The sequence below is a fragment of the Microbacterium sp. genome, from assembly GCF_039812165.1.
Classification (GTDB): Bacteria; Actinomycetota; Actinomycetes; order Actinomycetales; family Microbacteriaceae; genus Microbacterium.
Genome location: NZ_JBDIAB010000215.1, coordinates 1 through 4,583 on the forward strand (window position 1 = coordinate 1; position 4,583 = coordinate 4,583).

Annotated in this window: 4 protein-coding genes; 2 read left to right on the top strand and 2 right to left on the bottom strand. The window is 72.3% G+C overall.

The window, feature by feature from the left end:
• Positions 1-113: 113 nt before the first annotated feature.
• Complete coding sequence (locus WML84_RS13070) at positions 114-971, top strand: hypothetical protein (protein WP_347346577.1); 858 nt, start codon at positions 114-116, stop codon at positions 969-971.
• Positions 972-999: 28 nt separating this feature from the next.
• On the top strand, positions 1,000-1,866 hold the full coding sequence (locus WML84_RS13075) for an A/G-specific adenine glycosylase (protein ID WP_347346578.1): 867 nt from the start codon (positions 1,000-1,002) through the stop codon (positions 1,864-1,866).
• 18 nt (positions 1,867-1,884) lie between these two features.
• Here WML84_RS13075 and rbfA read toward each other — a convergent pair whose 3' ends face one another.
• On the bottom strand, positions 1,885-2,319 hold the full coding sequence (gene rbfA / locus WML84_RS13080) for a 30S ribosome-binding factor RbfA (RefSeq protein ID WP_347346579.1): 435 nt from the start codon (positions 2,317-2,319) through the stop codon (positions 1,885-1,887).
• A 196-nt stretch (positions 2,320-2,515) separates the two neighbouring features.
• The coding region (infB, locus tag WML84_RS13085) for a translation initiation factor IF-2 (RefSeq protein WP_347346580.1) at positions 2,516-4,583 on the bottom strand (2,068 nt) is incomplete at its 5' end.

The window sequence follows — 4,583 nt, forward strand, 5'->3', positions numbered from 1 at the left end:
GCCCGCGGTGGCGAGGGAGCCGGAGGCACGGCGCCGCGCGGCCGCCCGCTACAGTGGCTCGCAGGGGGATCCGCCGAGCTCGGGGAGCGGCTGTGACGTGGTTGGCCTCTGACATGCCGCCCGATGGGGACCTGCTGAGTCATCTCCAGACGCTCTGGGGGTTGTTCGGGTCGTTCGAGAGCCCGCCGTGGGAGATGTACGCGCTCGCGGCGCCGGCGATGTTCGTCTGGTTCGCGTGCATCGGCGCCGCACTCGGCGTCGCAGGCCGCGTGCCCGTGCTGCCGTCCGCGATCGTGGGCTGCTTCCCCTTCTTCGGCGTCGCGGCGCTCGGGCTGGTCGCCGGCGTCCGCAGGAGGATGGGATACGCCGAGAGCTACTCATGGCGCCCGCGGGCCGCTCCGGCGCCCTCGCGGAGCGCTGGCGCTCGCGCCGTCGTGCTGGGCGCGCAGCTCGCGATCGTGCTGGCGCTCGCCGGGGTCGTCGCGGTCGACCTCGCGTCGTTCTCGCACCCCTCGATGGGCGCCCAGTCGATCCACGGCTCCGAGAACCACATGTGGCAGTGGGTCGCCGTGACAGCGGCCCTGTGCGCCGCCGCCGGCGCGCTGTACGCCCTGCGTCATCCGCTCTGGGCCGCCGCGGTCGCGGTGACGGTCGGATGCTGGTGGTGGGCCAGTCTCATCCAGATGTCGTTCGCGTTGGACCTGCTGATGTCCGCGTTGAAGGCCGGCGGTGCCGTCTACGGCGAGCTGAGCTGGTTGCTCACGCTCGTGGGCATCGAGCTGTCGCAGGATCTCGGCGAGCTGGCGGCGGGCGCAGCAGGCATGACCCTGACGGCCGGACCGGGGTTCTGGCTTCTGCTCTCGGTCGGCGCCGCCTCCGCGTTGTGGGGCTGCGCCCTGATCGTGCTGGAGGTCGCGGCGATGCGCTGGGAGGACGTGGACCTGGGCGCACGGCATTGGGCGCTCACCTAGCTCCTCGGGGCGCGCATAGGCTGGGCGGGTGCCCGACCTCGCGACCCCGCTCATCGCGTGGTACCGCGACAACGCGCGCGACCTGCCGTGGCGGCGCCCCGGGTTCGGGGCATGGGGCGTCCTGGTCAGCGAGTTCATGCTGCAGCAGACGCCGGTGACGCGCGTCATCCCCCGCCTCGAGGCGTGGCTGGAGCGCTGGCCGACGCCGACGGCGCTCGCGACCGACGCGCCGGCCGAGGCGGTGCGGCAGTGGGCGAACCTCGGCTATCCGCGCCGCGCGCTGTGGCTGCATCGTGCCGCGGTCGAGATCCGCGACCGGCACGACGGCACCGTGCCCCGCGACGTCGGTGCGCTCCTCGCGCTCAGCGGCATCGGCGACTACACGGCGCGGGCGGTGGCGGTGTTCGCGTACGGCGACCGGCATCCGGTCGTCGACACGAACACGCGGCGCGTGCTCGCGCGCGCGGTCGAGGGGCGCAGCCAGCCGGGTCCGCCCTCGAAGCGCGACCTCGCGGCGATGGCGGCGATCCTGCCCGCCTCCGACGCGGACGCCGCGATCGTCAACGCCGCGACGATGGAGCTCGGCGCGGTCGTGTGCACCGCGCGAACGGCCCGCTGCGACGCCTGCCCGATCGCGCACGCGTGCGCGTGGCGGGCGGCCGGCTACCCCGACACCGGCGACGAGCGTCGGCGTCAGGCTCGATATGAGGGCAGCGACCGGCAGGCGCGCGGCGCGGTGCTCCGGGCGCTGCGGGATGCCGTGGACCACACCGTGCCGCTCGCGCACATCGTGCCCGACTGGCCCGACCCGCTGCAGCGCGATCGCGCGATCGACTCGCTCGTCGCCGACGGCCTGGCCGAGGCATCCGACGGCGCCCTGCGCCTTCCCCGCTGACGGGAGGCGCAGCTCGGCTCACTCGTCCTCGTCGGCCTCGCGGGGCTTGACGTACGGGTCGGCCTCGCCCGCGTAGGTCGCGCCGGCAGCGAGACCTGCCACGGCCTCGTCCCGCTCGCGCGCCTCGCGCAGGAGCTCGGCGATGTGGCCCGCGTTCTCGGGCAGCGCGTCGTGGATGAACTCGAGCGTCGGGGTGAGCCGCACGCCGAGCTGACGGCCGATGGCGCTGCGGAGCATGCCGGTGGCCGAGGCCAGCGCCTCGCCGGACGCGATCCGCTCCTCCTCGGTGCCGAGCACCGTGTAGAAGACCGACGCGTGCTGGAGGTCGCCCGTCACGCGCACGTCGGTGATCGTGACGAAGCCGAGGCGCGGGTCGCGCAGCCCCTTCTCGAGGCGCTCCGCGAGGAGCACGCGGATGCGGTCCGCGAGCCTCGCCTGTCGTTCCGAAGCCATCATCTTCCCTCTCTCAAGCTCTCGCCGGCACGCCCCCGCGACTCAGGCGAGGAAGGTGGCGGCGGAGGCGGAGGTGTGGGATGTCGTCCGAAGCATCGGGGTGCCCGCGAAGCGGGCGGGGCCCCCGCTCTGCTGAGGACGGCATCCCACACCGTAGCCGTAGCCGCAGCCATGGCCGCAACCAGCGCACAGCAGCCTAGCCGCGCGGCTTCTCCACCATCTCGGTCGTCTCGATCTCGTCGCCGATCTGGATGTCGTTGTACTTGCCCAGGCCGATACCGCACTCGAAGTCGGTGCGGACCTCGGTGACGTCGTCCTTGAAGCGACGCAGCGACTCGATGGCCAGGCCATCGGCGATGACGACGCCGTCGCGGATGACGCGCGCCTTGGCGTTGCGCGTGATCGTGCCGCTGCGGACGATGCAGCCCGCGATGTTGCCGAACTTCGAGGAGCGGAACACCTCGCGGATCTCGGCGACGCCCGAGCGCACCTCTTCGAACTCCGGCTTGAGCAGGCCCTTGAGCGACTGCTCGACGTCGTCGATCGCGTTGTAGATGACCGAGTAGAACCGGATGTCGACGCCCTCGCGCGCGGAGCGCTCACGGGCCTTCGCGTCGGGACGCACGTTGAACCCGATCACGATCGCGTTGTCGATCGTGGCGAGGTTGACGTCCGACTCGGTGATCGCGCCGACGCCGCGGTGGATGATGCGCAGCTGCACCGAGTCGTCGACCTCGATCTTCAGCAGCGACTCCTCCAGCGCCTCGACGGCACCGGACACGTCGCCCTTGATGATGAGGTTGAGCGACTCGACCTTGCCCTCTTCCAGCGCGCGCGTGAAGTCCTCGAGCGAGATGCGCTTGCGGGCCTTGGCCAGCTGGGCGTTGCGCTCGGCGGCCTCGCGCTTCTCGGCGATCTGGCGGGCCGTGCGGTCCTCCTCGGTCACGATGAACGTGTCGCCGGCACGCGGCACCGAGTTGAGGCCCTGCACCTGCACGGGGCGGGCGGGGGCGGCCTCGTCGACCGCCTCGCCGTTCTCGTCGATCATCGCGCGGACGCGCCCGTAGGCGGTGCCCGCGACGATCGCGTCGCCGACGCGCAGCGTGCCGGACTGGATGAGCACGGTGGCGACCGAGCCGCGGCCCTTGTCGAGCTTGGCCTCGATCGCGATGCCGCGCGCGGCCTTGTTCGGGTTCGCGCGGAGGTCGAGTCCGGCATCCGCCGTCAGCAGGACCGCGTCGAGCAGTTCCTGGATGCCGGTGCCCTGACGCGCCGACACGTCGACGAACTGCACGTCGCCGCCGTACTCCTCCGCCACCAGGCCGTACTCGGTCAACTGCTGGCGCACCTTGGCCGGGTTGGCGTCGGGCTTGTCGACCTTGTTGACCGCGACCACGATCGGCACGTTCGCGGCCTGCGCGTGGTTCAGGGCCTCCACCGTCTGCGGCATGATGCCGTCGTCGGCGGCGACCACCAGGATCGCGATGTCGGTGACCTGCGCACCGCGGGCGCGCATGGCCGTGAAGGCCTCGTGACCGGGGGTGTCGATGAAGGTGATGGCGCGCTCGATGTCCTCGTGCTCGGTCCACACCTGGTAGGCGCCGATGTGCTGCGTGATGCCGCCGGCCTCGCCCGCGACCACGTTGGTCTGGCGGATGGCGTCGAGCAGGCGCGTCTTTCCGTGGTCGACGTGACCCATGACGGTCACGACGGGGGGACGGATCTCGAGGTCCTCGTCGTCCTCGTCCTCCAGCTCCTGCTCGAGGTCGAGGCCGAAGCCCTCGAGGAGCTCCTTGTCCTCGTCCTCGGGCGAGACCATCTGGATCTTGTAGCCGAGCTCGGCGCCGAGCACCTCGAAGGTCGCCTCGTCCAGCGACTCGGTCGCCGTGGCCATCTCGCCGAGGTTGAAGAGGATCGTCACGAGCGTGCCGGGCTGGACCGTGTAGCCGCGGATCGCCTCGAGCTTGTCGGCGAAGTCGGCGATCGACGCGCCGCGACGCAGGCGGATGATCTCGCCGTTGCCCTTCTGGACGTTGACGCCGCCGACGACCGGCGCCGACCGCATCTCGAACTCCTGCCGCTTCGCCCGACGCGACTTGCGCTGCTTGGACTTGCCGCCGCCCTTGCCGAAGGCACCGGCGGTGCCACCGCCGGGGCCGCGGCCACGACCGCCGCCGCCACCGGGACGACCGGCGAAGCCGCCGCCCGCCGGGGCACCGGGACGCTGGAAGCCTCCACCGGCGCCGCCGGGACGGCCGGGGCCG

What these genes read in the sequence shown, in the direction of transcription:
- WML84_RS13070 (WP_347346577.1), top strand. Translation starts at nt 114, where the DNA reads ATGCCGCCCGATGGGGACCTGCTGAGTCATCTCCAGACGCTCTGGGGG.
- rbfA (WP_347346579.1), bottom strand. Translation starts at nt 2,319, where the DNA reads ATGGCTTCGGAACGACAGGCGAGGCTCGCGGACCGCATCCGCGTGCTC.